This window comes from Thalassotalea atypica (assembly GCF_030295975.1).
In the GTDB taxonomy this organism is placed as follows: Bacteria; Pseudomonadota; Gammaproteobacteria; order Enterobacterales; family Alteromonadaceae; genus Thalassotalea_F; species Thalassotalea_F atypica.
Window position 1 is genome coordinate 3044400 of sequence record NZ_AP027364.1, and the last position, 25680, is coordinate 3070079.

The 25680-nt window shown below is 40.5% G+C and carries 28 protein-coding genes; 11 read left to right on the forward strand and 17 right to left on the reverse strand.

Features of this window, described 5'->3' with window-relative positions; translation table 11 throughout:
• Positions 1–114 precede the first annotated feature (114 nt).
• Positions 115–2895, forward strand: coding sequence for a two-component sensor histidine kinase BarA (gene barA / locus QUE03_RS14040; RefSeq protein WP_286262529.1), 2781 nt, complete (start codon positions 115–117; stop codon positions 2893–2895).
• A gap of 56 nt (positions 2896–2951) precedes the next feature.
• Here the strand turns inward: barA and QUE03_RS14045 are convergent, their stop codons facing one another.
• The 12 genes from QUE03_RS14045 to rpoE all read right to left on the reverse strand — a co-directional run bounded on the left by QUE03_RS14045 (position 2952) and on the right by rpoE (position 12275).
• The gene (locus tag QUE03_RS14045; protein ID WP_286262531.1) at positions 2952–3200 is read right to left on the reverse strand and encodes a hypothetical protein; all 249 of its coding nucleotides are present in this window, start codon (positions 3198–3200) and stop codon (positions 2952–2954) included.
• A gap of 210 nt (positions 3201–3410) precedes the next feature.
• Positions 3411–3791, reverse strand: coding sequence for a holo-ACP synthase (acpS, locus tag QUE03_RS14050; protein WP_286262533.1), 381 nt, complete (start codon positions 3789–3791; stop codon positions 3411–3413).
• A gap of 1 nt (position 3792) precedes the next feature.
• Positions 3793–4524 (reverse strand): pyridoxine 5'-phosphate synthase, encoded by a 732-nt coding sequence (gene pdxJ, locus QUE03_RS14055; protein WP_286262535.1) that lies wholly within the window; start codon positions 4522–4524, stop codon positions 3793–3795.
• Positions 4525–4532: 8 nt separating this feature from the next.
• Positions 4533–5207 carry a DNA repair protein RecO gene (gene recO, locus QUE03_RS14060; RefSeq protein WP_286262537.1) on the reverse strand — a complete coding sequence of 225 codons (675 nt, stop codon included), beginning with the start codon at positions 5205–5207 and terminating at the stop codon, positions 4533–4535.
• Positions 5208–5213: 6 nt separating this feature from the next.
• The gene (gene era / locus QUE03_RS14065) at positions 5214–6125 is read right to left on the reverse strand and encodes a GTPase Era (RefSeq protein ID WP_286262539.1); all 912 of its coding nucleotides are present in this window, start codon (positions 6123–6125) and stop codon (positions 5214–5216) included.
• Positions 6115–6807 carry a ribonuclease III gene (gene rnc / locus QUE03_RS14070; protein WP_434019780.1) on the reverse strand — a complete coding sequence of 231 codons (693 nt, stop codon included), beginning with the start codon at positions 6805–6807 and terminating at the stop codon, positions 6115–6117. The genes era and rnc overlap by 11 nt, the downstream gene beginning before the upstream one ends.
• Positions 6807–7721 carry a signal peptidase I gene (lepB, locus tag QUE03_RS14075; protein WP_286262542.1) on the reverse strand — a complete coding sequence of 305 codons (915 nt, stop codon included), beginning with the start codon at positions 7719–7721 and terminating at the stop codon, positions 6807–6809. The genes rnc and lepB overlap by 1 nt, the downstream gene beginning before the upstream one ends.
• Before the next feature lie 7 nt (positions 7722–7728).
• Positions 7729–9519 carry a translation elongation factor 4 gene (lepA, locus tag QUE03_RS14080; RefSeq protein ID WP_286262544.1) on the reverse strand — a complete coding sequence of 597 codons (1791 nt, stop codon included), beginning with the start codon at positions 9517–9519 and terminating at the stop codon, positions 7729–7731.
• 141 nt (positions 9520–9660) lie between these two features.
• A complete protein-coding gene (locus tag QUE03_RS14085; RefSeq protein WP_286262546.1) occupies positions 9661–10134 on the reverse strand; it encodes a SoxR reducing system RseC family protein in 474 nt (157 codons plus the stop codon).
• Complete coding sequence (locus QUE03_RS14090) at positions 10131–11090, reverse strand: MucB/RseB C-terminal domain-containing protein (protein ID WP_286262547.1); 960 nt, start codon at positions 11088–11090, stop codon at positions 10131–10133. The genes QUE03_RS14085 and QUE03_RS14090 overlap by 4 nt, the downstream gene beginning before the upstream one ends.
• Positions 11087–11680 carry a sigma-E factor negative regulatory protein gene (locus tag QUE03_RS14095; protein WP_286262550.1) on the reverse strand — a complete coding sequence of 198 codons (594 nt, stop codon included), beginning with the start codon at positions 11678–11680 and terminating at the stop codon, positions 11087–11089. Before QUE03_RS14095 ends, QUE03_RS14090 begins: the two co-directional genes overlap by 4 nt.
• A 16-nt stretch (positions 11681–11696) precedes the next feature.
• Positions 11697–12275, reverse strand: a complete 579-nt coding sequence (gene rpoE / locus QUE03_RS14100) for an RNA polymerase sigma factor RpoE (RefSeq protein WP_286262551.1) — start codon at positions 12273–12275, stop codon at positions 11697–11699.
• A gap of 289 nt (positions 12276–12564) precedes the next feature.
• Between rpoE and nadB the strand changes: the two genes are divergently transcribed.
• Positions 12565–14163, forward strand: coding sequence for an L-aspartate oxidase (gene nadB / locus QUE03_RS14105; protein WP_286262553.1), 1599 nt, complete (start codon positions 12565–12567; stop codon positions 14161–14163).
• Positions 14164–14202: 39 nt separating this feature from the next.
• On the opposite strand, the gene QUE03_RS14110 is transcribed toward nadB, so the two are convergent.
• The gene (locus tag QUE03_RS14110; protein ID WP_286262555.1) at positions 14203–14628 is read right to left on the reverse strand and encodes a hypothetical protein; all 426 of its coding nucleotides are present in this window, start codon (positions 14626–14628) and stop codon (positions 14203–14205) included.
• Positions 14629–14677: 49 nt separating this feature from the next.
• Entirely contained in the window at positions 14678–14950 is a 273-nt protein-coding gene (locus QUE03_RS14115) for an FAD assembly factor SdhE (RefSeq protein WP_286262557.1), read from the reverse strand.
• A 129-nt stretch (positions 14951–15079) separates the two neighbouring features.
• On the opposite strand from QUE03_RS14115, the gene ygfZ reads away from it, so the two are divergent.
• Together ygfZ and QUE03_RS14125 are read left to right on the forward strand one after the other, a co-directional pair.
• Positions 15080–16063 (forward strand): tRNA-modifying protein YgfZ, encoded by a 984-nt coding sequence (gene ygfZ, locus QUE03_RS14120; protein WP_286262558.1) that lies wholly within the window; start codon positions 15080–15082, stop codon positions 16061–16063.
• Positions 16064–16080: 17 nt separating this feature from the next.
• Positions 16081–16569, forward strand: a complete 489-nt coding sequence (locus QUE03_RS14125; RefSeq protein ID WP_286262560.1) for an FKBP-type peptidyl-prolyl cis-trans isomerase — start codon at positions 16081–16083, stop codon at positions 16567–16569.
• Between the two features lie 75 nt (positions 16570–16644).
• Here QUE03_RS14125 and QUE03_RS14130 read toward each other — a convergent pair whose 3' ends face one another.
• On the reverse strand, positions 16645–16917 hold the full coding sequence (locus QUE03_RS14130; RefSeq protein WP_286262564.1) for a hypothetical protein: 273 nt from the start codon (positions 16915–16917) through the stop codon (positions 16645–16647).
• 95 nt (positions 16918–17012) lie between these two features.
• On the reverse strand, positions 17013–18179 hold the full coding sequence (locus tag QUE03_RS14135; RefSeq protein ID WP_286262566.1) for an energy transducer TonB: 1167 nt from the start codon (positions 18177–18179) through the stop codon (positions 17013–17015).
• Positions 18180–18456: 277 nt separating this feature from the next.
• On the opposite strand from QUE03_RS14135, the gene QUE03_RS14140 reads away from it, so the two are divergent.
• Entirely contained in the window at positions 18457–18909 is a 453-nt protein-coding gene (locus QUE03_RS14140; protein WP_286262567.1) for an Hsp20 family protein, read from the forward strand.
• Positions 18910–19015: 106 nt separating this feature from the next.
• Here the strand turns inward: QUE03_RS14140 and QUE03_RS14145 are convergent, their stop codons facing one another.
• Entirely contained in the window at positions 19016–19957 is a 942-nt protein-coding gene (locus QUE03_RS14145; RefSeq protein ID WP_286262570.1) for a tetratricopeptide repeat protein, read from the reverse strand.
• A 315-nt stretch (positions 19958–20272) separates the two neighbouring features.
• On the opposite strand from QUE03_RS14145, the gene QUE03_RS14150 reads away from it, so the two are divergent.
• From QUE03_RS14150 to QUE03_RS14175, 6 genes are all read left to right on the forward strand, one after another.
• On the forward strand, positions 20273–21049 hold the full coding sequence (locus tag QUE03_RS14150) for an SDR family oxidoreductase (RefSeq protein ID WP_286262572.1): 777 nt from the start codon (positions 20273–20275) through the stop codon (positions 21047–21049).
• A gap of 37 nt (positions 21050–21086) precedes the next feature.
• On the forward strand, positions 21087–22529 hold the full coding sequence (locus tag QUE03_RS14155) for an aldehyde dehydrogenase (RefSeq protein WP_286262575.1): 1443 nt from the start codon (positions 21087–21089) through the stop codon (positions 22527–22529).
• Positions 22530–22838: 309 nt separating this feature from the next.
• Complete coding sequence (locus QUE03_RS14160; protein WP_286262577.1) at positions 22839–23285, forward strand: RidA family protein; 447 nt, start codon at positions 22839–22841, stop codon at positions 23283–23285.
• A gap of 8 nt (positions 23286–23293) precedes the next feature.
• On the forward strand, positions 23294–23818 hold the full coding sequence (locus QUE03_RS14165; RefSeq protein WP_286262578.1) for a 3-hydroxyanthranilate 3,4-dioxygenase: 525 nt from the start codon (positions 23294–23296) through the stop codon (positions 23816–23818).
• An 11-nt stretch (positions 23819–23829) separates the two neighbouring features.
• Positions 23830–24840 carry an amidohydrolase family protein gene (locus QUE03_RS14170; RefSeq protein ID WP_286262580.1) on the forward strand — a complete coding sequence of 337 codons (1011 nt, stop codon included), beginning with the start codon at positions 23830–23832 and terminating at the stop codon, positions 24838–24840.
• Complete coding sequence (locus QUE03_RS14175; RefSeq protein WP_286262582.1) at positions 24837–25676, forward strand: cyclase family protein; 840 nt, start codon at positions 24837–24839, stop codon at positions 25674–25676. Before QUE03_RS14170 ends, QUE03_RS14175 begins: the two co-directional genes overlap by 4 nt.
• Positions 25677–25680 lie beyond the last annotated feature (4 nt).

Here is a 25680-nt window from a genome sequence, read left to right on the forward strand (position 1 = left end):
CTTTGCCTAAAGCGCTTTACATAGTCTAAGAATGCGAGTGCTATAATTTTCAACCGTGATATGACATGATGTACAAAAACAAGCATATGATTTTACACTAAGTTCGCCTAACAAATGCATAAAATTAGTCTTAAAGATTGGGTAGTGTTGCTGACCATTATACCAACCACATTGATTGGTATCAGTATCGCAAGTTACTTCTCTTATAGCCGATATATTGAACTCAATGACTATTTATCGTTGCGTGCGCAAAGCATCATCGAGCCGATCGCTATTTCAAGTGTTGATGCACTGAAAAACAAAGAACGTTTTAAGCTAAGGCAATTGATTGGCCTAGCTCATAAAAACCATTCAGGATTGGTTAAAAACATTGCGGTGTTAGCGAAGGACAATCAAGTGGTTGTCAGCAGCAGTTTGCGTGGCGATACCAACCTAATGCGTTTAAGTCCCACTGAAATCATCCCTAACGAAACCACTGCTATTGATATAGACGATTTTCTTATTTATCGAACACCTATTATTGACGAAGGCGCCAGTGATAGCTTTTTAAATGTCGATGAGCGGAAAATTGGCTATATCGCAATTCAAATTGATAAAAGTAAAATTCGGTTTAATCAACAAAGCCAAATTCTTATTGCTTTTGCTATCGTTGTTTTTGGTGCATTGATCAGTGCAATTTTTGCCTTTAAATTGATCAGTAACGTAACCCGTCCCGTTTCCTCAATGGTTCATGCGGTCGATCGAATCCGTGAAGGCAAATTGGAAAGCCGAGTTAGTGGTATGCTCATAGGCGAGCTTAATTTTCTAAAAAATGGTATCAATGCGATGGCTCAATCTTTAGGAGACTATCACGATGAGATGCAGCGCAGCGTTGATCAAGCCACCGTAGATTTGCGTGAAAGTTTAGAACAATTTGAAATACAAAACGTAGAACTTGATATTGCAAAACGTAAGGCACAAGACGCCAACAAAGTTAAGTCAGAATTCTTGGCAAACATGAGTCACGAGCTACGTACGCCGCTCAATGGCGTTATTGGCTTTACAAGACAAGTGCTAAAAACGCCTTTAACTGAAACACAACGCGATTACTTACAAACGATCGAACGCTCGGCAAACAACCTGCTAGCCATCATCAATGACATTTTGGATTTCTCCAAGCTTGATGCAGGTAAAATGGTCATTGAGAGTATTCCATTTGCACTACGAGAAACGATAGAAGAAGCATTGACCTTGTTAGCGCCAAGTGCTCATAAGAAAAATATTGAATTGTCGCTACGCATTAATCAACAATTACCTGATTCACTCATTGGTGATGCGATGCGTGTTAAGCAAATCATGATCAACTTGGTCAATAACGCGATAAAATTTACCGACAAAGGCTCTATTTGTATCGATATTGATAGCATCACCATTGAAGAAAACCGTGCCGTATTAAAAATAACCGTTACCGATACCGGTATTGGTATGAATTTAAATCAGCAAAAAACGATTTTCGACGCCTTTGGCCAAGCGGACAAAAGTGTTACGCGCCTTTACGGAGGTACAGGTTTAGGGTTAGTTATTTCACAACGACTGTCGCGAGAAATGAATGGTGATGTCGGCTTTGTCAGTGAAGAAAATAGAGGTTCTACGTTCTGGTTCAGCTTTAGTTGCGAACTTAATCCTATGCCTATCAGTTCGCCCATTTTGCATAGTGAGCTGGCAGGTAAGCGCATACTATATTTCGAACCGCATACACACGGACGTATTGCCACGAGCGAGATTATGGCCAGCTGGGATATGCAGGTTATGCCCGTTGACCGTTTAGATGAACTTACCACTGCCATTGAGCAAAGTGATTTTTATGATTACGCATTAATATCTCACCCCGTCACCCCAGATGCACTAAATGATCTTAAAAACCTGATCACTTACGTTAAAGCAAAAATACCTAACTTGCACTTAGCGATTAACAGTAACTCACCTAACCTTCAAGAAGCGCTTGTTGCTGCCGGTGCAAGAAGTTGTCTGAGTAAACCACTAACACCAGAAAGACTAAGCCGAGCATTAATTCCGAACCAGGAAATGTTGGCCGAAAAACTACCTATTATTAGTAATAAAAAAGCCCCACTTAAGGTTCTTGCAGTTGATGACAATGAAGCCAACCTGAAGCTTATTAAGGCACTATTAACCGAGCAGGTAACTGAAGTAATTACCGCAAAGAACGGTAAAGAAGCAGTAGAGTGCTGTGAAAATGAAAAGTACGCGCTTATTTTTATGGATATTCAAATGCCGGTCATGGATGGCGTTACTGCGTTAAAGACCATAAAATCACAAACTTTTAACGATGAAACACCAATCATTGCGGTCACGGCACATGCATTGAGCGGAGAAAAAGAAAAACTAATCGAAGAGGGCTTTAGCTCATATATGACTAAACCTATTGATGAGTCGATGCTACGACATACCATCTATGAGTATTGTGATATCGATTTACTCAGTTCCTCAAACAAAGAGTTTTTGAGTGAGCTTGATGAAAGCCTCTTTAACTTTTCTACGGAAGAAATTGACTGGTCAATTGCATTGACACGGGCAGGAAATAAAGCGAACTTGGCTAAAGATTTGCTCAGTGGCTTAGTCAATAGTTTACCTGAAACCAAATTGCATATATTAGATGCTCTCACTAGCCAAGATATTGAACAAGCCAAAATACTGATCCACAAGCTTAACGGTGCTTGCTGCTACACAGGCGTTCCGTTGCTTGGAAAAATAACCCATCAAATAGAAACCGATCTTAAACAAGGAAAAAGTTTAGATGACTTAGAGCCTGAATTTTTTGAGTTTTTTGAGCATATCGATAACATCGTTGAACAAACACCAGAAGTGATGAAAGAAATAAATGAAGTGGTACATTAAAATCGCAATTTACTGCTGACTATTATAATTCTATCGCTACTATCAAGGAAGCTAGACTACCTAATGCGTATACTAGGTGACGTATTAATTTCGCCATCTTCGGTAATAACAGCAACTCCACCATTGCACGATAAGACCGCTAAGCTATGACCATTCTCGTTACGTATAAACGCAAGCTCATAACCAAATTTACCGAGACTACTTGCTGAAAACTTTTGTGCAAGAGACAAGCGAGACCACCAAACCGAGTTTTCAGGTTGTTCGGTTCTCCTTTCGATTAATGATTTCCTATCCGCTTCAGTCATTTTAACTACACCTTCTATAACTACACCCTTAAGCGTACAGTGGGCCTATATTAGAGTATAGTTCAAGAATAACCAGAGATTAAAAATCATACAGATATATTTTATTGTAAGTTTTAATTAAGCGTTAATTTTATCGAGGGAAAGAAATTACTGTCCTCTAAAAGCATATAAGAATCATTGACTTGTACAGCTCTTTATTAGAGGTTTGTGTTAATTCGATAGCACAACAAATGCGGTAGCAAAGTTGCTTTCATCAGAAATAGAGATATGCCATGAGTTTGCGCCAAGCTCACTCACTAGCTCTAGCGCTTTACCAGACAGGTGCAGTTTCGGTTGCCCACTTGGCAAAGATTGAATTTCAAAATGTTGAAATGACACGCCTGCCGCGATGCCAGTGCCTAAAGCTTTTGATGCTGCCTCTTTGGCTGCCCACCTTTTTGCCAAGAATCGGTATGCATATTTTATCGTTTGATAGTGTGCCAACTCAGCGTCAGTTAGCACACGCCTAGCCAGTTTTGACAATGCAGGTTCACGCATATTTTCAATGCGTGAAATATCCACAATATCCGTGCCTACTCCTACAACTGACATACTAACGTCGAGCTTCTGTCATCAATTGCTTCATGTCTCGTACCGCTTTGTCAAGTCCGTCAATCGCAGCACGAGCAATAATGGCATGACCGATGTTAAGCTCAATCACTTCTTCGATTGCAGCAATCGGTTTAACATTAAAATAATGTAATCCATGACCTGCGTTCACTCTCAAGCCTAGGCTGTCAGCAAATTTAATGCCTTCAATTAAGCGTGCTAACTCCTTTTCTTGTGCTGCTTCTGTTGTCGCATCTGCGTAATGGCCAGTGTGAATTTCGATGTATGGCGCTTTCGTTGCAACTGCCGCTTCGATTTGTGCTTTGTCAGCATCGATAAATAAACTTGTCTTGATAGCTTGTTCAGATAAACGCGCAACAGCTTGCGTGATTTTGTCCAACTGACCGACAACGTCAAGACCACCTTCAGTGGTTAGTTCTTCTCGTTTTTCTGGGACTAAACATACAAACTCAGGCTTAACGTCACAAGCAATATCAAGCATTTCATCGGTGACTGCCATTTCAAAATTCATGCGTGTTTTTAAAGTCTCTTTAAGTACGTAGATATCTCGATCTTGTATATGCCTTCTGTCTTCACGCAAATGCACCGTAATACCATCAGCACCAGCATGTTCAGCAACAGAGGCAGCATGCACAGGATCTGGATAGTTTGTTCCTCGTGCTTGTCTTAACGTAGCAATATGATCAACATTTACGCCTAAATATATTTCCTTCATTCTTTTACTCATTTTATAAATAGTTTCCGGCTATTTAATGGCTTATTACCTAGCAATTGCTCGATAATCTGTCGCATTAAACGCTTAAAAGTCAATAGCACTTCTGGGCTACTGACGCACTGTTCGGCGATAGCTTGGACATGAAGTTTATCATAACTCCCTTGTTTTTTATCTGTGGATACTAGCCCCATTTCAGCACAAAAACGAAGATATGGTAAATCAAGTTGATACGCAGGTTCAAAATCTAACGCTATACCTAGTTCTTGCAACAACGTCATTTCAAATTGTCGTAGCGCAGGTTCAATACCATCATGAGTTACAAGGTGCTGTAAGGTTTTTAGATACACTTGATATAAAGGCTCACAAGGAACGAGTTCAGGCAGCAATCTCACTAATAACTCATTGACATAAAATGCGCTAAATAAGTAATTACCTTGTAATTTTAAGGACTTTCCATCATTTTCGAGCAAGCTCAGCTTTTTTAGACTAGAGCGGCCTTTTAGTTTAATTTTAATAGGGTTAAACGGCTGAAGAATACTTTTCTTATTAGATTTAGCTGATTTACCACTGTAAACAACCGCGCCTACTTTACCGTCGTATTCAGTTAGCAAATCAACCAATAATTGATTTTCACGATATGGACGACTGTGCAATACATATGCTCGTTGCTCGATGTCCATCATAAAAATTTATCCTGAATAGTCATCTCCGTAACCTAAACTACGCAGTGCTCTTTCATCATCTGCCCAGCCCGATTTCACTTTCACAAATGTTTCTAAGAAGACTTGTTGATCAAACAAGTCTTCCATATCACGACGCGCTTCTTGGCCAATCGTTTTAAGGCGTTCACCTTTATTACCAATCACCATGCGCTTTTGACTATTTCGTTCAATCAAAATCAAGGCATTGATGTGTAATATGCCTTTAGCGTCTTGTTTAAACTGCTCTATTTCTACCGTTGTCGAATAAGGTAATTCATCTCCGGTAAAACGCATTAGCTTTTCACGTAAAATTTCGGATGCCATAAAACGACTAGAGCGATCGGTGATGTAATCTTCTGGGAACCAAAAATCACTTTCAGGCAATGAACTTAGGCACATCGCTTTGATTTTATCGACATTGTCACCCTTGCTAGCAGAGATAGGGATAATGTCTGAAAAATTATGCAATTTACCCAATTTTTCTAAATGTGGTAATAACGCTTCTTTATCTTGTACATTGTCAATTTTGTTGATAGCCAAAATACAAGGTGCTCCACTTTGTTTGACCTTGTTGAGGACCAATTCATCGTCCTTGGTCCAGTGGGTTCCTTCAACAAGAAAAACGATCGATTCTACTTCAGAAATAGAGCTACTTGCTGCGCGATTCATCAAACGGTTAATGGCACGTTTCTCATCCGAATGTAATCCAGGCGTATCAACCAACACCGCCTGTTTATCTTTTTCGGTTAAAATGCCTAAAATGCGGTGTCGTGTTGTTTGTGGTTTGCGAGACGTAATACTGACTTTTTGCCCCAAAAGCGCATTAAGTAAAGTCGACTTGCCAACATTAGGTCGTCCGACAATGGCAATTAATCCACAAAAGGTTGTGTTATTTGTCATTGTTTATTATCTCCAATACTTTTTCTGCAGCAGCTTGTTCAGCTTTTCTGCGACTACTGCCTTTTGTGATAATGCTTTGCTCTGTCACTTGCGTTGTACACTTTATGGTAAATTCTTGATTATGAGACTGACCTTTAATATCAACCACTTCATATTGAGGTAGTGGTATCTTACGGCCTTGTAAAAACTCTTGAAGGCGTGTTTTCGGATCTTTTTGATTAATACCAGGCTTAATTTTACTCAACCTGACATCAAACCAACTTAATACCAAGGCCTTACACGTTGCCATATCAGAATCAATATAAACAGCGCCAATAATAGCTTCAACCGCATCTTCCAAAATGGATTCTCGGCGATGACCACCACTTTTCTTTTCACCTGGCCCCAAGATTAGGTGCTCCCCCAATTTAAAGTCCCTTGCTATTTCAGCTAATGTGACGCCTTTTACTAGGCTAGAGCGCATGCGTGTTAAATCACCTTCGCTTTCCTTTGGAAATTGATTAAACAAGCGCTCAGCAACAACACACCCGAGTATCGAGTCGCCTAAAAACTCTAGACGCTCATTGTGATCGCCTTTGGCACTGCGATGCGTTAACGATTGTATTAATAATTGCTCGTCGTTAAATTCATAACCCAATCGTTTACTTAATCGCGCCAATGCTTGCGGTGTATTTTTGATCACTACTCTATTCCGCCAATACGTTCTAATCGAACGCCCGTTGGTATCCAGCTAGGAAAAAAGCTATCTGCATCATTATCAAAATCAAAGCTCATCCATATCGCAACCGCCTGGCCAACTAAGTTATCTTCAGGTACGAATCCCCAAAAACGGCCATCTAGCGAGTTATCACGGTTATCACCCATGACAAAGTATTGTCCTTTGGGTACGACAAACTCATCGCGCTGTGTACCTTGCTGTTTAAAGTAATGCATAGTTCGCGGCAACGTATTGGCATCAATCAGTATTTCATGAGTCTGGTTTGGCATTTCAGAAACAAAACGGCCTAAATCTGATGATTCATCTTCGTATTTTTCTACAAAATTTTGCGCCACTTGTTGATACTCTGGACATTTTTCGTCGCTTTGAGAACACGCGGGTTTGATATAAATCGACTTGTTACGATAAATAACACGATCACCAGGTAGGCCTATCACACGTTTGATATAGTCAATTTGAGGATTCACCGGGTATTTGAAAACCACGACATCACCACGTTCTGGTAAACCATTTTCAAAGAATTTATTTCTCACAACAGGATCGCGTAAACCGTAATTGAACTTATTGACGAGAATAAAGTCACCATCGAGTAATGTCGGCATCATTGAACCTGATGGAATCTGAAATGGCTCGTATAAAAACGAACGCAATATCAACACGAACGCTATAACAGGGAAGATTTGCACTGCGGTATCAACCATTGCTGTCGGTTCGACTAACTTTTCTTTCTCTGTGTCTGATAATACTTTATCACTCTGCTCCAATACAGCCTGCAGTTTTAATTGACGTTGTGGTGCCAAATAGAACTTATTCGCAACCCATACTATCCCTGTAACAACGGTGATAATAACCAAAAATATTGAAAAATAAACTGCCATAAATATCCTATTTATCTAGCTTCAGCACGGCTAAAAACGCTTCTTGTGGTACTTCTACATTTCCCACTTGTTTCATGCGTTTTTTACCTTCTTTTTGTTTTTGAAGAAGCTTCTTCTTACGAGAAATATCACCACCGTAACATTTCGCCGTTACGTTCTTACGTAACTGTTTCACAGTAGTACGTGCAATTACGTTGTTGCCTATCGTGGCTTGAATGGCGATATCGAACATTTGACGGTGAATAAGCTCTTTAAGCTTTTCAACTAACATTCGACCTCGAGACACCGAATTTGAACGATGGGTAATCATCGCCAATGCATCTACACGATCACCATTGATCATCACATCAACGCGCACCATATCCGCTGCTTCAAAACGCACAAAGTGATAGTCTAATGACGCGTAACCCCGACTGGTTGATTTTAGCTTATCAAAGAAGTCCATCACCACTTCGGCCATTGGTAACTCATAAGTTACTGCCACTTGGTTACCATGATAGATAATGTCCTTTTGAACACCACGTTTTTCAATACACAAAGTAATTACATTACCTAAGTGTTCCTGAGGCACTAAGATATTAGCCTGAACAATTGGTTCACGAATTTCATCAATATTGTTCGTCGCAGGTAAATCACTCGGGTTATCTATCGATAAGATTTCCCCATTGGTGCAAGCGATTTCATAGTTTACCGTTGGCGCAGTGGTGATAAGGTCTAGGTCATATTCACGAGCCAAACGTTCCTGAATGATCTCCATATGTAACATGCCAAGGAAACCAATACGGAAACCAAAGCCAAGTGCAGAAGAGTTCTCCGGTTCAAAAAACAGTGAAGCATCGTTTAGGCTTAATTTATTCAAAGCATCGCGGAAATTTTCATAATCATCTGAGCTGATCGGGAATATACCCGCATACACTTGCGGTTGAACTTTTTTAAAGCCAGGCAATGCACTTTCTGCTTCTCTTTTAAATAACGTCACTGTATCACCAACTGGTGCACCGTGAATTTCTTTAATGCCGGCAATGATAAAGCCAACTTCACCGGTTTTTAGTACCCCCGTTTCCACTTGCTTAGGAGTGAAAATACCGACCTTATCGATGATATGCGTCTGTCCAGTCGACATAACGACCATCTTGTCACCTTTTTTCACTTCGCCATTCATAACGCGTACCAGGGACACAACGCCTTGGTAATTATCAAACCAAGAGTCGATAATCAGGGCTTGAAGGTTAGCTTCAGGCTCACCTTCTGGCGGTGGAATATTTTCTACGATGGTTTCCAATACATCTTCAATACCAATACCGGTTTTCGCTGAACATGTGACTGCACCAGTGGCATCGATACCTATAATATCTTCTATTTCTTCACTTACGCGATCAGGATCTGCTTGAGGTAAATCGATTTTATTTAATATAGGTAGAACTTCTAAGTCCATTTCTATTGCGGTATAACAGTTTGCAACCGTCTGTGCTTCCACCCCTTGTCCAGCATCAACAACTAGCAATGCACCTTCACACGAGGCTAACGAGCGTGATACTTCATACGAGAAATCAACGTGTCCCGGTGTATCAATGAAGTTTAATTGATATGTTTCACCGTCTTTAGCTTTATAATCCAATGTCACACTTTGGGCTTTAATCGTAATACCGCGTTCACGCTCGATGTCCATAGAGTCGAGAACTTGTGCTTCCATTTCTCGTTCAGCTAAGCCACCACAATGTTGAATCAAACGATCTGAAAGTGTTGATTTGCCATGATCGATATGGGCAATAATAGAAAAATTTCGTATGTGCTTCATTTAAAAAGACTTTCTCATTTATGGAAACGCATTCACACGTTTCTGGGTACAAACTGGGATTCTGGTGCGAGATTTTAGCGAATTTACTCGCTAGGGGCTATCTTTAGTTGCCAGTTTTGGCAATTCTGATGAGAATAAATGTTAAGAGACGTAAAGGGTCTCTATATTCTTAGGTGCCGTTTTCAAAATTTTCGGCACAAGTTTTTTTTGTAAACCAGAATAGTCTTGCCACCACTTAGCTAATTTACTGCCACTAAAACCGCCTAGTAAGGCAAAGCCAACGACATAAAGCTCATGAGTCAAAAAACCTTTGTTTAGCAAATACTGGCCTCCCCCTGCACAAATTAACAGTCCAAGTAACGGCCACATGTATACTTGCCAAGCTGATTGCAATAAAAAACGTTCAGGAATAGCGATGATTAGCTCATCTCCAACAACAAAACGCTCTGTTGTTGGGATTAATAGCGAGAGTTTTTTCTGTGGTAATGCTTTTGCAACTTGACCATTGCCGCAGTTATCGACTTGATGGCACTGGCTACAAGTCGACTTAATAACACTTTCCACCATAATCGCATCTGGGAAAAGTTCTTTTACAACAGCACGTTCTTCAATCATTCAGATATTGGGGCAACAAAAGCTACGGAGTCTGCGATTATTTTAGCAGTCTTCGAAGGAATTTTCCCGACAACACTAATCTCAAAGCCATCAACCACTTGATTCAAGACCACCGTGCCACCGTCTCGAGCAAAATCAACAGCACGTTGGCTGTCCTGGCTTTTTCCAACATACACTGACACGTCTACTAGTCCATCGCTAAAGAGTATAAATTCAACTGGCTGTTTTGTTTGCGTGATACGGTGACGATCAGATTTCAAGCGTTTAAAACCGTCAGGTAACCAATTAACTTTCCAAGCAAATTTCTGAACAGCAGCATCAGGGATTTCAACAACCGCAGGTAACTCTGCAACGTTAAGCTGAGTAAGACTTTCTGCTGGCTGATCGGTTATCTCTAAATGGGTAAACTGAACTTGCTCTAACAGTTGTCCTTTGCGAGTGATCAACGCCAATTTCAATGGTAAGCCAGACTCTTGATCTAACCATAGCCAGTGGCCGTGTCGGTGTTCATCTTTTGACACAATTCTAACAAGCTGGGCGGCTCGACCTAATACTCGGCTACGTCCAACGGAGATAAAATTATAACTCTGCTCCAATACACTGACATCTTTACTAAAAACTGACGGAATGGGACCAGAAATATTGTCCGCAATAACAGAATAAGGAGGGAATTCAGGCTCAATATAACTCACCGTTTGGCCTTTTCTTAAAACATCTCTGCGGGGTCCATTAAGTAACGCCAAAATCTCAAGTTCTGTATTGCCTTCAACAACACCGTGGAACCAGTGATAAGGCTCTGCTTGATTATTTTTAACAACAACAAAAGAAGTATTGAAATTAAGTTTATTGAGGGAGACGGATAGACGTTCAAGCCAAGTCTTGGCTAGTTCATTTTCAATTGCAGCTACTGAAAAGCTTATGCTTAACAGTAGCAACAAACTACTGATTAATTTCATTTAGGTAATTCTTCAACCTTTTCATTTGCTTCAGTCTCTTGCACTTTGGTGACTGAGCTTAATTTAATTTGTTGCTGATGATCAGCTAATAATGCCTGAAAACGACGTTGTTGTTCGATATAAGCCTGCTTCTGAGACGCTCTATCATTGGTCGTATAGTTAAAGCTTACAGGATCTGCAATACCACCTAACGGTATCGTTTGTACAACCTGTGAAGGAGCAACAGTTTCATTCTCAGCAACATTGGTTTGCACGCCAAGGATCATTAGCCCTGCCGCTGACGCTGCGATAGCCATCTGACCAAAAGGTCTTGCAAACTGAACCACTTTACCTTTCACTTTACTAGTAAAGCTCTTACTTGCTCTAGGTGCTAAAACCGTAGGCTCTTGTTCAATAGCAGCAGCAATATTGTCAGAAAGTTCCAATGATATATTGTCGCTGACCTCATCACGCATAATATCACCAATGAGATGATATTGTTCCCAAGTATCAGACAGTTGTTCATCATGACCGATTTGATCTAGCAACTCATTATTTGGTTGTTCACCATCAACAAGCGATGATACTGCCTCAAACTCTTTTTCTATCATAAATACACCTTAATTATTAGCGCTGAAGTAATGGCCTAATTTTTTTATCTATCGCGTCTCTAGCTCTAAAAATTCTTGAGCGTACCGTGCCAACAGGGCACTCCATGATAGTGGCTATCTCTTCGTAACTTAACCCCTCAAGCTCTCGAAAGTTAATTGCAATACGCAACTCTTCTGGCAATTGCTCAATGGTGTCAAAAACTACTTTTTTAATTTCATTTGTCAGTAATAATTTCTCAGGCGATGCATTTTCACGCAATGCGTCACCCCCATCATAAATTTCCGCATCTTCAATTTCAACATCTGAACTTGGCGGTTTCCTTGAACCAGCAACCATATGATTCTTGGCACAATTCACCGCGATACGATACAACCAAGTATAAAATGCGCTTTCACCTCTAAAATTAGGCAAGGCGCGATATGCTTTGATAAAAGCTTCTTGAACAATATCAGGCACATCTGCTTGGTTTTTCACATAACGCGTCACTAAATTGGACACTTTATGTTGATATTTTTTCACTAGCAGGTTGAAAGCGTTTTTATCCCCTTTCTGAACCCGCTCGACCAATTTTTGATCGACGTTTTGTTCGCTCATCCGAGCCAATTCTCCCAAACTAAACTACTTATTCTTACATCTGGCTCTTAGCAAACGCATCAGTTATGACTACGTCTATGTAAAAAAGTTCTCTAAAATTAAAAAAAAGTTATTATTTTGCGCCAAACCGCTGCATTTACTTTGCTGTATCATAATAAATCGGTAAAATTAAATGTGTATTAGCGCGCATTAAACCTTATTGCGTTCTTGAATTTTACCTTGTTTACGACAAAATTGCTGAGAACTTCGAATAATATCAAATTTGTCAGATTAACTCCTTGGAAATTAAATGAATAAGCAACATAACTGCGATGTTTTAATAATTGGCAGTGGCGCAGCAGGTTTAACCTTAGCACTTCATTTAGCTAAAAACGCCGATGTTATTGTATTAAGCAAAGGTCCGATAAACGAAGGTTCAACTTTTTATGCTCAAGGAGGTATCGCTGCGGTATTTGACGAAAATGACAGTGTGGATGCTCATGTGTCAGATACACTCATCGCCGGAGCTGGGTTGTGTGAAGAGCAAGCCGTTCGTTTCACCGCGGAAAACGCTAAAGGCTGTTTAGAGTGGTTGATTAACCAAGGGGTTAATTTTGATCAAGAGCCGAATCAAGTTAAGAATGATAACGGCGATATCAAGTATCATTTAACGAGAGAAGGCGGACATAGTCACAGACGTATCTTGCATGCAGCAGATGCCACCGGTCAAGCAGTCCAAGAAACCTTAGTAAGTCGAATAAAGCAACATAATCGTATCCGTATTTTTGAGCGATATAACGCAATAGATCTGATTTGCGATAAAAACAAAGATAAAGCCTGTGTCGGCGCCTATATTTGGAATCGAAATAGTGAGAAAGTTGAATCAGTGCATGCTAAAAAAACCATTTTAGCTACGGGTGGTGCTAGTAAAGTTTACCAATATACGTCAAATCCTGATGTCGCAAGTGGCGACGGTATCGCCATGGCCTGGCGCGCCGGTTGCCGTGTTGCCAATATGGAGTTCAACCAGTTTCACCCGACCTGCCTTTATCATGCCGAAGCTGGCACATTCTTATTAACCGAAGCTTTACGAGGCGAAGGCGCAATATTACGTCGCCCTAACGGTAGCCGATTTATGCCAGAGTTTGACGAACGAGCTGAACTCGCGCCGCGAGATATTGTTGCAAGGGCTATTGATTATGAAATGAAACGTCTTGGTGCAGACTGCATGTATTTGGATATCAGCCACAAACCTGCCGACTTTATTAAGCAACATTTCCCCACTATTTATCAAAAAACCCAGTCGCTTGGTATCGATATGACCAAGCACCCTATTCCAGTGGTTCCGGCAGCGCACTACACTTGTGGTGGTGTGATGATAAACGAGCAAGGGAAAACAGACATTGATAATTTATACGCCATTGGTGAAGTAGCCTACACTGGGCTTCACGGTGCTAATCGAATGGCCAGTAATTCATTGCTTGAGTGTTTAGTTTATGCCCGAACAGCAGCACAAGATATTACCAACACAATTGATACCAAAAAACCTTACTTAAAATTACGACAGTGGGACGACAGCCTAGTCACCGATTCAGACGAAGAAGTAGTCATTCAACACAACTGGCACGAGCTCCGTCTATTCATGTGGGATTACGTCGGTATTGTCAGAACGACCAAACGCTTAGAGCGAGCAAAACGTCGGGTTGAGTTACTTCAAAAAGAAATTGATGAATATTATCGTAACTTTAGAGTAACTAATAACTTGTTGGAGTTACGAAACCTAGCACAAGTGGCTGAATTAATTATCAATAGTGCACTAGAACGAAAAGAAAGTCGCGGGTTACACTACACATTAGATTTTCCAGATATGTTGACAGAAACTAGCCCGACGATTTTAAAGCCACGGTAATATTGTTTAAACAAATACTTGGTCTAGAAAGTTTGTAAGTTATTCATGTTCACCCTGTTGTGCCCATTTAATAATAAAGCACAAGGTTGAGAATTGTTTTGCCGTTAAGGATCTACGATCAACAAAAATTAGCCGTTGTTGATAAAGCGAATAAAAGTATTGAAGAAAACGATCAGCAAACGTTAAGCCATCAACGAGGAGCTGCTTTTTTTGACCAACAATAATATAGCAACCATAAAAGGCAACGCGACTTGTTTGCTTTAGCTGATATTGTTGATTGTTGAAAACGACTTTTTGACTACCGCCTTCAATTGATAAAGATTCACCTGTCCTTCGCTTATTAAAAAGTTTAATCAGCAGCTTATAAACAACCATAAGTGACAAGGCGCTACAAAGTACGATTTGCCACGCGATTGCTGCTACAGCAACATAGGAAAAACTCAGGAAAGATATTGCAATAAACACGAGCCCTAAAACGAGCTCAATAATCAATAAGGAAGGTTTTACCGATAGATCACACTTTAACTCGCTTGAGTATAAGTTGGACCATTTCGTTAAGCTCTTTGTCTTCACAAACCGCATGTCCCATAAACCAAGCAAATAAGTCAGGGTCATCACACGTTAATAAACGCTCAAACTCTAACTTTTGATGGTCGCTAATATTGTCATACGCTTCATCTACAAAAGGAAGAAAAAGTACATCAAGCTCTAACATTCCACGACGGCAAGCCCATCGTAAACGCGCTTTGTTTTTTTCATTTGTCGAAGTAGCACTTTCTGTTGGCATAATTCACCACAATTAAATAAACCTAGGACTATTCTAGCAATTTAACAAACAAATTCGCACCACTAGACTTGAATTTTTTGCTTTCGCCTATATTTAAGACAATAAATTGTTATTGGTTTTCTATTATTTATGTCTTCAAGCACAAATGAATCAGGCAAAGCAACATATTCTTCTCCGACACTAGAACAACTTCCTGAAAGCTTTGTCATGAAATTAACTGATTTTTCAGCCATTTCCATCGCGGGTGACGAGCAAGAAAAGTACCTTCAAGGGCAAGTTACTTGCGATGTTGCGTCGCTTACAGAACATAATTTTCTTACCGGTGGTCATTGTGACGCCAAAGGAAAGTTACTCTCTGTGTTTAGGTTAATTCAGCAACAACAGCACCTATTGCTATTACAACCCACTCAAAGTATCGATAAGTCTTTAACTGAGCTCAAAAAATTTGGTGTTTTTGCAAAAGTAGAAATTACGCAATCCAACAATTCATTACTTGCCTGTGTTGGTAAAAAAAGTATTGAATTCATTAAACAAAAATTCAATAAAGTGCCTGATGAGCTTAGCCCTGTGGTGCAATGTGATGATACAACTATCGTTTACATCGCTGGTAATATCAGACGATATTTATTGATAGGCCATAATGAAACATTGGAAAAATATCTTGCGGAAATGACCGTTCCACAAATGAATGAATCCGTGTGGACGCTATTAGAGATCACCGAAGGTTTCCCAATTCTACCTGAACATGCTGTTCAACAATATGTGCCACAAATGTTGAACTTAGACGCAATTGGCGGCATTAGTTTTAACAAAGGCTGCTACCTAGGCCAAGAAACCGTCGCACGCATGCAATACCTTGGTAAAAATAAGAAAACAATGAGTCTGTTCACAGGCACGCTCATTGACTTTAATGAAGAAGTTTCTCTAGAAAAACAATTGGGCGATAACTGGCGAAATGCTGGAGACACATTAAGCTATTATCGAAGTGATAGCGGTAAATACTATGTTCAGGCCGTTGTCGCCAATGATTTAACTACCGACACTAATATAAGATTTAAACAACAGCCATCTTCGACCGCTTCGATGATCGCGCTCCCATATACAACCCAATAACCTGTACAGGAAATTTTATGAACATTGCTGAAAATAAAGTCGTCGTAATGCACTACGCGGTATCAGACAGTGAAGACACACTAATCGACAGCTCATACGATCACAAACCTCTCGCTATTATTCACGGTACAGGTTACTTAATTCCTGGCTTAGAAAGTGCGTTGGCGGGACACAAAGCCGGTGATAAATTTGATGTTGAAGTGGCTGCTGAACAAGCTTACGGCCAGCGTGAAGACGGTTACGTACAAACGGTACCAAAATCACTTTTTGAAGGTATTGAAGACTTAGACGTTGGTACTCAACTAAGAGCATCTACAGACGAAGGTGAACAAACCGTTATCGTGATCGATGTTGCTGAAGATGAAATTACGGTAGATGGCAATCACCCGCTTGCTGGTTTAGACTTAAAATTTGATGTCGAAATTTTGGAAGTTCGAGAAGCAACTGAGGAAGAGCTTGAACATGGCCATGTTCATGTTGAAGGCGGTTGTGGTCACGAGCACTAATAGCATGTGATAACTCGTTTGAACTGAAAAAGCGCCCAGATAAGGCGCTTTTTTTATGTCGATATGTATCAATAACTAAAGTTGATTAATCTCTCTTTTTAACTGCTCTGCTGGATCCGTCACAATCTTCTCCAACACCTCAACTCGTTCAATCAATTGTGCGATAGTTTTATCTTTCTCTGCCAACTGCTTTCTTGTTGACTGGTGTCCAAAGCCCCAGCAATCCATATCATCATAATTATAAGAGCTGATGCCCAAATTAAGGTCGTATTTTTTTTCTATAACCGCCAAAACGGCAATTGAACTGATAACTAAAATGACAAGACCAAGCACTTGAATAACTTCCATGATTTTCTCCCAACGTTCGACTGAATTGTTTTTCTTAATAGTACTAGTCTGTCATTGGATAAATTTATTACAAAAAAAAAAGAAAATTCCTAATTTCAGTTTTTATGCGCAGCTACCTTTGTGTCATTGCTCAATGAGCGTGGCAATTCAAGCAGTGAAAATTCTGTGCCTTCTTTCCCTTTGACATATAAGTGACAAGTTTTCCAATTCTCCGGAATTTTCCACTGGGTCTGCTCGTTGATAGAAAACACATGCCGCTTGTTTTGGCAGCGAACATCTACTGAGTCGAGTTTTCCCTGAATTTCAGTAAATGAAAAATCACTCCGTAACAATTGGTGTTGCCAAATACCATTGTTATTTACTGTCGCTTTCGTAGAAAGCACATGCTCAGAGGCGATAAAATTATCCAAGCTTTCTTTCTGCCGCTGATAAATGGAGCCAATCTCTTTTGTAGGTGACACTGCCAGCAACTTATTCACCGTATTTAGCGCATGTGAGACACTGCCTTTATCAAGCTCAATCATTAACTTACGGTGTAAAACGGTTCGAATTTGTTGAGCTTTGTTACGTTCTTTAGTCGACCAAGCCTCTTGTGGTTCACTGTCACCTTTTGACGTTTTGTCAGATAATTTACGATAAAATTTAGCATCAACGCCACTATGTACAGCTAAGCCTAAATTTGAATATTGCTTTTCAATGTCTCCTTTGTACTCGTAATAATCTGCCATACTTGTGAACTTAAAAAAGCTCTCATTGGCCACAAATATCTTATAGCTTTTCATTTGAGGGGCCAATTTCTCGATTCTTTCAGCGTCTTTCTCATTTAGCGCAGAGACAAATTTTTTATATAACGAGAGAAATTTTCTAGAAACACCGGCTCTTTCTTTCTTCATTCTAAAATCAAGTCTGACATTATTACGACACTGTTGAACGGGTTCTCCGTTTTCAAGCGCTGGGTTATATTTCCAATCTTTAATCGCTCTTAATGCTTCTTTTTCAAAACGCTTTCGACCTGAAGAGCGTTCAATCAAAACATTACTGGTGTTGCCATCAGGCTCGACAACATAACTGACAATCACCCAGCCTTCAGCACCTTGTTTCGCATATTCAACGGGGTATTTAGGCGGTACTCGTTTGAGCGCTTTCGCATTGGTGATGGTGGTAATTTCTTTTGCAATTGACTCTGCTGTTGGCGCAGCCGATAAATTAAAAGCACAGAAAAGAAAAATGATAAGCAGATTTTTAGTTTTGAAATGAACCATTTGCAGCTCCTTTGCGTTAATTTCACTGTGCTAAATTAGCACAATTAAATTTATTTTAATTTTTTTTATGTTTTTCTCTTGAAAACAATTTTGATGGCCCTATCTCTTATTACGTAGTCGCCTGAATAGGGATTACATTTCATTAACCGCCTGTTCCTTTAGGAAAGGCACACTTAAATGAAGTTGGATATATTTCAAATTCGCGTTAATCGGTTTTTGAACACAGCCAATGGAAATTTAGGTATTACATATTGCTTACATAGATAGGATATGAATTATGCGTACTAACACAGATCTAAGCCCACTTTACCGTTCATTCATCGGATTCGACCACTTAGCAGGTCTTATTGATAAAGCGGCACGTTCAGAAAAACAATCTTCTTACCCTCCATACAATATTGAGTCTTTAGCCGAAGATAAATATCGCATTACCATGGCGGTAGCAGGATTTGCTGAAACTGAATTAGACATTGAGTCTAAACAAAACCACCTCATTATTACCGGCACAAAAGCAGTGACCGACAAAGGCGAACGTAACTTTCTTTATCAAGGTATCGCCGAACGTAATTTTGAACGAAAATTCCAGCTAGGAGACCACGTAAAAGTCATTGGTGCTTTTATGGAAAATGGTTTACTGCATGTAGATTTAGAAAGAGAAATTCCGGAAGCATTAAAGCCCAGAAAAATTGCAATTAATGGCAAAAGCCTACTAGAAGGAAGCACTGAGTAACCTTTCTAGACATATTTCTCCCTTATTGTTTTTGCCCGGTTTGTCACCGGGCTTTTTTATGTAAGAGTTTGTCTATTTCAACAACTATAATGGCAACACAGATTCGCTAATTTTCCCTTTTAGCTTTGAGCTTTACCTCAAACTGATCAAACATCTCAATGTAATAATCACTAGGTATTTCACGATCAACAAAAGCAAAATACTCTTTCGCTTTTGATAACTCACTCATTTCAAGTGCCATTTCTGCTCGGCGAAACCAAATCATATTTTGATCATGCTTGCCCATCGCTTGCATTTCTTCTGCTTTAGCAAAGTAAACAAATGCCTCTTCATATTTTGACAGCATCTGATAAGCCCTAGCAATATTGTAGGTAGAAATTGCAATTTGCACTTTATTACTATGTTCCTTTGCCCAGCGCTGCGCTTTTAATCGGTATTGTAGGTGCTGTTCAAAATCACCAAGGCGGTATGCAAAGTGTCCTAAATTTTCATACAGTTCATGCTTGAACTCAGGCATATGCCGATTGCGATATTTATCTTCAAGTGGCTTTAGTAAGTCGTAACCTTGCTGATAACGCTCTAGAGAGTTAAGCGCATTCGCTATTTGCACCTCTAACATAGGATCAGGAGCAACTTCATTAATGTCCTGTAATGTATGAATGGCTCTTTCTAAGTGAAATACCGCCTTTTCTTTCTCATTTTTACCACGAAGCAATTTTGCATAATATATTTCAACAGCAAGTTTAAATTTCAATGGTATATCATCAGCGTTAAGCCAAGGTGTCACTTCATTGTAAAGCTCGTCTAACTCTAGTAGCTCAAATAGTGCATCTAATTGGTAAAGTTTGTATTGAAACCAAACTCTACTTTGATACGTTTCAGTATCAAGTTTCAATTGAATATCTATCAAGCACTGCTGAGGATTTGTTTCACATGTTTCATGAATACGGCTATCAGAAGCTTTAGCGCTAGACGAAACTATGGCAAGCGAACAGGACATCGCTAAAGATACTAAAACTGAATGCGCCTTATGACTAGCAAACTTCAAAATAATCCTTATTTATAAATTTAGTGAAAAGCCATTTTCTAAAGGCGGTGATGACAAATTAACCTAACGTGTTTTTGGAGCCTATAGGGACATATTAGTCATAATTATTATCAACGACTCATACGACATAAAAACACAGCCCTTTAACTTTATTATCTCCGCCCACTCTTGATTGTCAAAAATAATTTACTCATTTGTTACAGTTAATTTTGGTAAATTGCTGACAAAAAAAAATTTACTGTGATAAAACAATGACAATCCGTCAAAAAATGACCAATAAAAAATATTACAATAGGGTTAATTATGGATCTCAATTTGAGTAATAAACGAGCACTTGTCTGTGGCAGCAGCCAAGGAATTGGTAAAGCTTGTGCGATAGAGCTTGCAAACCTTGGTGCACATGTCACCCTTTTTTCGCGTAACAAAGTAGCTTTAGAACAAGTAAAAAATGAGCTTTCTACTGAGCGTAATCAAAGACACCATGTCCTCATTGCTGACTTTTCAAAACCAGAGGAAGTAAAAAGCACTATCGAAAATGATATCACTCAGCACGGTGGTTACGACATTCTCATCAATAATACAGGTGGCCCAGCCCCAGGACCCGCCCATGTCGCTGATTCAACGGCTTTTATTGATGCCTTTAACTTACATTTAGTGACCAATCACCATCTCGTCCAAGCACTCATTCCTGCGATGAGAAACAACGGTTATGGGCGAATTATCAATGTTATTTCAACTTCAGTAAAACAGCCTATAGTTGGTCTAGGCGTCTCTAATACCATTCGAGGTGCTGTAGCAAGTTGGGCAAAAACACTGGCAAGCGAATTAGGGCCGTTTGGCATTACCGTCAACAATGTTCTCCCTGGGGCAACCGCAACCGCTAGACTTGATGCCATCATCGAGGGCAAAGCCGCAAAACAAAACATCACCATAGAGCAAGCAACAGACAATGAAAAAGCACAGATCCCAGTGCGCCGTTTTGCAGAGCCCAGCGAGTTTGCAGCCGCTGCCGCCTTTTTAGCCTCTCCTGCTGCAGGCTACATTACAGGGATTAACTTACCTGTTGATGGCGGCCGCACACTTTGTTTGTAAGCGCAAACGTATTAGCTTATTAAAATAGGTATCATTTGTGGAATTATTGAAAAACTTTATTGATGGTCAATATGTTGCTCCGTTGAGTGGTCTATACCTCGATAATATTGAGCCGGCAACTGGGCAAATATATAGCCAGTTGCCCGACAGTGATGAAAACGATGTAACGTTAGCTGTTAAAGCCGCTGAGTCGGCATTGTCTGCTTGGCGCGTAATGCCCATAGAGCAACGCGCTGAAATTTTATTTAATATCGCGGTAGAAATTGAACGCCAACTTGAACCGTTAGCAAACGCAGAAGCCAAAGATAACGGTAAACCAATATCACTGGCAAGAAGTGTTGATATCCCTCGAGCCGCGAGTAATTTCAAATTCTTTGCCCATGCCAGTTCACAGTTTTCCAGTGAATCTCATGCCATGGCAGATCAGGCGATAAACTACACGCTACGCCTGCCAGTTGGTATTGTTGGCTGTATTTCACCTTGGAATTTACCGCTCTACCTTTTTACTTGGAAAATTGCCCCTGCACTAGCCGCCGGAAACTGCGTCATTGCCAAGCCATCAGAAATCACCCCATATACGGCGTACTTACTCGGTAAAATATGTCAAGACGCTGGTCTGCCAAATGGCGTGCTCAATATCTTGCACGGTAAAGGCGCTTCAGTGGGCGCCGCTATTTGTGAGCACCCAAAAATAAAAGCCATTTCTTTCACGGGCGGCAGCAATACTGGCGCTGCAATTGCCGCACAAGTGGCACCTAAATTTAAGAAGCTATCGCTCGAATTAGGCGGTAAAAATCCAGCACTTATCTTTGCCGATTGTGATTTTGACAATACCGTTGAGCAATTAGTCAAGGCAAGTTTTACCAATCAAGGACAAATTTGTTTATGTGCTTCAAGAATTTATATTGAGCGCAGTATTTACGATAAATTTAAAATGGCCTTTGTCAAAAAAGTTAAACAACTGGTACCTAACGATCCTATGATCGAAGACACAAAGTTAGGTGCTATTGTATCAAAGCCACACTTTGACAAAATTTTAAGCTATATCGACTTAGCCAAACAAGAAGGCGCACAAATACTAACGGGTGGTCACTCCGTTCAAGGCGATAATCGCTGCGCTCAAGGGTATTTTATTATGCCAACCGTCATAGAAGGCATAAGCAACTCTGCTCGTTGTAATCAAGAAGAAGTCTTTGGCCCTATGGTCAGCATGCAACCATTTGATACTGATGAACAAGCCCTTGAACTTGCTAATGAAAGCCAATATGGCTTGGCTTCGACCCTGTGGACACAAGACCTTGCCCGTGCCCATCGATTAAGTGAGGCCATTAATACCGGCATAGTTTGGGTCAATTGTTGGTTACTTAGAGATTTACGTACCCCCTTTGGTGGCATGAACCAGTCAGGTGTAGGACGCGAAGGTGGTCTCGAAGCCATGCGCTTTTTTACCGAGCCGAAGAACGTTTGTATTAAATATTAATGAGCTAAATACCAATGAGCCATATTTGCTATAAATTTAAATCTTCCGGAGCCATATTTGCCAGCTCTCAAGGCTGCAAATTCACGCCGAAATAACCTCTGCCTTTCAACGTTATTTAGCACTGTTCATGCTGCGAGATTTAACCATTGCGTGCAAAAAATAGCGACCTACTCAATATTTTCTAAACTTAAAACGATAGCCACAATAAGCATCGTCAATTTGTGCATTGTTACTAAAACACTAATAAACAAAGTGCATAAACTCTTAGCGAAGGTAATGCCTGAGCTTTAGCCAAACAGGATAGTTGTGATGACAGCAAGTTCATGTGAAAACAATAAAAAAATAAATGCAGACAAAGCGCCAAAACCCGTTGGGCTTTACCCACACGCTCGACAAGTCGGCAATTTACTCTTTCTTTCTGGCGTGGGTCCAAGAAAGGCAGGCAGTAAAGACATTCCCGGCGTCACACTCGATAAAGACAATAAAATTGTTAGTTATGATATAGAAGCACAGTGTCGCAGTGTGTTTGACAATGTCAGAGCGGTACTTGAAGCATCTGGTGCTACTTGGATGGACTTAGTCGATGTCACGGTTTTTCTCACAAACATGGATGATGACTTTGCCACCTATAATAAAATATACGCCGAGTATTTTGCTGATAATCAACCTTGTCGCACCACCGTTGAAGTCAATAAATTACCTACCCCTATCGCCATCGAACTCAAGTGCATTGCCACACTTTCCGACCATCAATAGGAGCTGTCATGTCTGATACTACATCTTTTAGCCAACCGTTTAATCTACAGCAATGGATAGACGAACACCGCGATGTGCTGAAGCCTCCTGTGTGCAATAAACAAATTTTTGAACAAGACGATTTTATTGTCATGGTCGTGGGTGGCCCAAACAACCGCAGTGACTATCACTACAACGAAACCCCAGAATTGTTTTATCAAATAGAAGGTGAAATGATCTTAAAAGTTGTCGAGAACGATGAGTTTAAAGACATTGCCATTAAAGCAGGCGAGATATTTTTACTGCCGCCTAAAGTGCTTCATTCTCCACAACGTTTTGAGCACAGTGTCGGCCTAGTGGTTGAACAAAAACGTGCGCCAAAGCAGCAAGATGCGCTCGTTTGGTTTTGCAGTAACTGCTCTCAGCAACTCTACCGTGAGCAATTTAGCCTCGCCAATATCGAAACGGATTTGCCAAAGGTTTTTAACAATTTCTTCAACATGCCAGTCCACTGCACCTGTACGCAATGTGGCACTGTCAGTACTAAATCCTAATGGTGGTCGATATGTTAAAAATTGATATTCATACCCACATTTTACCTAAAACGTGGCCGAACTTGCGTGAGAAGTACGGCTATGGCGGTTTTGTTCATTTAGATCATCACAAGTGCGGCTGTGCTCGAATGATGATGGACGATAAATTTTTTCGAGAAATTGAAGAAAACTGCTGGGATCCTGGGGCGCGACTGCATGACTGCGCGAAACACCAAGTCGACGTGCAAGTATTGTCTACTGTGCCCGTTATGTTCAACTATTGGGCAAAACCTGAACACACGTTGGACTTATCAAAGTACCTCAACGATCATATTGCAGGTATTGTTGCCGACCATCCGAAACGCTTTGTTGGTTTAGGTACTGTACCAATGCAATCACCGGATCTTGCCATTAAAGAACTAGAACGTTGTGTTAAAGATATTGGCTTAGCCGGTATTCAAATTGGCTCGCACATTAATGACTGGAACTTAGATAACGATAACCTATTTCCTATTTTTGAAGCGGCTCAAGATTTAGGCGCCAGCGTCTTTGTTCACCCGTGGGACATGATGGCAAAAGAAAAAATGCCTGACTATTGGTTGCCATGGCTCGTTGGCATGCCAGCCGAATCGAGTTTAGCTATTTGCTCGATGATTTTTGGCGGTGTATTAGCCCGATTACCACAACTTAAAATTGCCTTTGCTCATGGCGGTGGTTCATTTCCTGCAACCATCGGCAGAATTGAGCACGGTTTTAATGTTCGCCCTGATTTGTGTGCAGTTGATTGCGATATTAACCCAAGAGAATTTCTTAAGCAGATTTACCTAGACACCTTAGTACACGATAAATTAGCGCTCAAATACCTTATCGATTTAATGGGCGCAGAGCGCTTAGCGCTTGGTACTGATTACCCCTTCCCCTTAGGTGAACTTGAACCCGGCAAGCTGATTGAAAATGCAGGGTTAGATCTACCAACAAAAAAACAGTTACTCCATGGCAGCGCGCTAGATTGGCTTGGACTAACCAAGGAGCAATTTTTGTGAAATGCACGATAACCCTCGACAACACAAACTATGAAGTCAATACAGACTTCCCGTATAGCGCTGCCATCGAGCTCAACTTCAATGGTGAGCAACCTAACCATTACGGCGCAGAACAAGCACAAAAAACACCGATGACAGCAGGCAGCTTTATTGGCAATACTGAACAAGGTGGCAGTTGCAATGTGAACTTACTCAATTTTAACCCTCACTGCAATGGTACTCACACAGAATCTATCGCCCACATTTGCGATCAATCAGCCGCATTATCTTTACCTATTGGCACAATCACTCCGCCGCCGTTGATGCCTTGTGTTTTAGTATCTGTTATGCCAGAACACGGTATAAGCTCACAAGAAGACTATTCCCCAGCGCTAACTGATAACGATATGTTGATTACCCGTGCGCAACTTGAACCATCGCTTAATACCTACAGCAACGCTCAATTGCAAAGCTTGGCCATTCGCACCTTACCCAACGCCAGCACTAAAAAAACGGAAATTTATAATGATGACAATCAACCTGCATTTTTTAGTCGTGAAGCCATTTTGTTGTTAAATGAGCGTGGTGTGGAGCATCTATTGGTCGACTTACCGTCAATAGATCGGCTGCATGATGATGGCCTACTCACCTGTCATCATTTGTTTTGGCAAGTTATTGAAGAGCAACATCAGCCAACAACCAACAGCTTAATCAATAAGACCATCACCGAATTGGCCTATTTTGATGACATCATTAGTGACGGGTTTTACTTTATCAACTTGCAGCTCACCGCGCTGATCAATGACGCCACACCATCGAAGCCGGTTTTATATGCCGCTGAGCCACTACAAGAATAAGAAG

Coding starts and splice junctions, on each gene's coding strand:
- barA (WP_286262529.1), top strand. CDS start 115: ATGCATAAAATTAGTCTTAAAGATTGGGTAGTGTTGCTGACCATTATA.
- QUE03_RS14045 (WP_286262531.1), bottom strand. CDS start 3,200: ATGACTGAAGCGGATAGGAAATCATTAATCGAAAGGAGAACCGAACAA.
- acpS (WP_286262533.1), bottom strand. CDS start 3,791: ATGTCAGTTGTAGGAGTAGGCACGGATATTGTGGATATTTCACGCATT.
- pdxJ (WP_286262535.1), bottom strand. CDS start 4,524: ATGAAGGAAATATATTTAGGCGTAAATGTTGATCATATTGCTACGTTA.
- recO (WP_286262537.1), bottom strand. CDS start 5,207: ATGATGGACATCGAGCAACGAGCATATGTATTGCACAGTCGTCCATAT.
- era (WP_286262539.1), bottom strand. CDS start 6,125: ATGACAAATAACACAACCTTTTGTGGATTAATTGCCATTGTCGGACGA.
- lepB (WP_286262542.1), bottom strand. CDS start 7,721: ATGGCAGTTTATTTTTCAATATTTTTGGTTATTATCACCGTTGTTACA.
- lepA (WP_286262544.1), bottom strand. CDS start 9,519: ATGAAGCACATACGAAATTTTTCTATTATTGCCCATATCGATCATGGC.
- QUE03_RS14085 (WP_286262546.1), bottom strand. CDS start 10,134: ATGATTGAAGAACGTGCTGTTGTAAAAGAACTTTTCCCAGATGCGATT.
- QUE03_RS14090 (WP_286262547.1), bottom strand. CDS start 11,090: ATGAAATTAATCAGTAGTTTGTTGCTACTGTTAAGCATAAGCTTTTCA.
- QUE03_RS14095 (WP_286262550.1), bottom strand. CDS start 11,680: ATGATAGAAAAAGAGTTTGAGGCAGTATCATCGCTTGTTGATGGTGAA.
- rpoE (WP_286262551.1), bottom strand. CDS start 12,275: ATGAGCGAACAAAACGTCGATCAAAAATTGGTCGAGCGGGTTCAGAAA.
- nadB (WP_286262553.1), top strand. CDS start 12,565: ATGAATAAGCAACATAACTGCGATGTTTTAATAATTGGCAGTGGCGCA.
- QUE03_RS14115 (WP_286262557.1), bottom strand. CDS start 14,950: ATGCCAACAGAAAGTGCTACTTCGACAAATGAAAAAAACAAAGCGCGT.
- ygfZ (WP_286262558.1), top strand. CDS start 15,080: ATGTCTTCAAGCACAAATGAATCAGGCAAAGCAACATATTCTTCTCCG.
- QUE03_RS14125 (WP_286262560.1), top strand. CDS start 16,081: ATGAACATTGCTGAAAATAAAGTCGTCGTAATGCACTACGCGGTATCA.
- QUE03_RS14130 (WP_286262564.1), bottom strand. CDS start 16,917: ATGGAAGTTATTCAAGTGCTTGGTCTTGTCATTTTAGTTATCAGTTCA.
- QUE03_RS14135 (WP_286262566.1), bottom strand. CDS start 18,179: ATGGTTCATTTCAAAACTAAAAATCTGCTTATCATTTTTCTTTTCTGT.
- QUE03_RS14140 (WP_286262567.1), top strand. CDS start 18,457: ATGCGTACTAACACAGATCTAAGCCCACTTTACCGTTCATTCATCGGA.
- QUE03_RS14160 (WP_286262577.1), top strand. CDS start 22,839: ATGACAGCAAGTTCATGTGAAAACAATAAAAAAATAAATGCAGACAAA.
- QUE03_RS14165 (WP_286262578.1), top strand. CDS start 23,294: ATGTCTGATACTACATCTTTTAGCCAACCGTTTAATCTACAGCAATGG.
- QUE03_RS14170 (WP_286262580.1), top strand. CDS start 23,830: ATGTTAAAAATTGATATTCATACCCACATTTTACCTAAAACGTGGCCG.